At 69.1% G+C, this 1522-nt stretch carries 1 protein-coding gene; it reads right to left on the reverse strand.

The annotated features are described in order from the left end of the window. Positions 1-1522 (reverse strand): amino acid adenylation domain-containing protein (locus tag O3298_RS29110; RefSeq protein WP_305061205.1); only part of this gene is annotated, 1522 nt, incomplete at both ends.

Below are 1522 nucleotides of genomic sequence, written 5' to 3' on the forward strand. Positions count from 1 at the left end.
GCGACCAGGCGCTGGTCGCCCGGACTGTCCTCGCGCGCCACCACCACTGCCTCGCGCACCGCCGCGTGCCGCGCCAGCCAGGTTTCGATTTCCCCCAGCTCGATGCGGAAGCCGCGCAGCTTCACCTGCTGGTCGATGCGGCCCAGGTATTCGATCCTGCCGTCCGGCAGATAGCACGCCAGGTCGCCGGTCTTGTACATGCGCGACATGTGCGCATCGGGCGCACCGAAGGGATTGGGCACGAAGCGCTCGGCCGTCAGCTCGTCCCGGTTTACGTAGCCGCGCGCCACGCCGGCGCCGGCGATATGCACCTCACCGGCAACCCCGACGGGCACCGGGCGCGATTGCTCGTCGAGCAGGTAGATCTGCGTGTTGGCGATCGGCCGCCCGATCGGGATGCCGTGCTCCAGGTCCGTAATCGCGCACAGCGCCGACCAGATCGTCGTCTCCGTCGGGCCGTACATATTCCACACCACCGGCACGCGCCGCAGCAGTTCTTCCGCCAGCGCCGCCGACAGCGCCTCGCCGCCGCACAGCAACTTGAACGGCTTGAGCGGCTGGCCCTCGTACTGCCAGCCCTGTTCGACCAGCATGCGCCAGGTCGACGGCGTGGCCTGCATCATCGTCACGCCATGCCGGGCGATATGCCGGGCCAGTTGGGCCGGATCGGCTGCCACCTGGCGCGGCGCAATCACCGTCGCCGCGCCCACGCTCAGCGGCAGGAACAGCTCAAGGCCGGCAATATCGAAGGACAGCGGCGTCACCGCCAGCAGCACATCGTCAGCCACTATCCCCGGCTGCCCGCGCATCGCGTGCAGGAAGCTGTTCACGTTGCCATGGGTGACTCCGACGCCTTTCGGCTGACCGGTCGAACCCGAGGTGTAGATCACATACGCCAGTTGGTCCGCCGTGGCGCCGCCATCGGGCGCCAGGCCGGAGCCGACTGCGGCCTCCCAGCCGCCGTCCAGGCAAACGGTCACTACGTCGGCCGAAAGCAGCCCCAGCAGCGACTGCTGGGTCAGCAGCAGCGCGGGCCTGGCGTCCTCCAGCATGTAGGCCAGCCGCTCCTTCGGATAGCCGGGATCGAGCGGCACGTAGGCGCCGCCAGCCTTCAGGATGCCGAGCAGGCCGACCAGCATGTCCAGGTCGCGCTCGACGCAAATCGCCACCAGGCTTTCCCTGCCCACCCCCTGGCCGCGCAGGTAGTGCGCCAGGCGCTCCGAACGCTCGTCCAGTTCGCGGTAGCTCAATTGCCGGTCCTCGCACAGCACGGCCACCCGCTCCGGCGTGCGCGCGGCCTGCTGCCGAAACAGGCCGTGCAGGGTCTGGTCCTGCGCATAGGCTTGCGCAGTGTCGTTCCATTCCACCAGCAGCTGCTCGCGCTCCTGCGGCGGCAACACCTCGACGGCCGCTACCGGCGTGTGCGGCGCCTGCTCCAGCGCCTGCACCAGATTTTCCAGCGCCGTTTGCATATAGGCGCAAATGCGGCCCGGCTCGGCCTGCACACTGAGCTGCGCGGTCA

Origin of the sequence: Janthinobacterium sp. SUN137, assembly GCF_030587265.1 — a bacterium.
GTDB classification, from domain to species: domain Bacteria; phylum Pseudomonadota; class Gammaproteobacteria; order Burkholderiales; family Burkholderiaceae_D; genus Janthinobacterium; species Janthinobacterium kumbetense.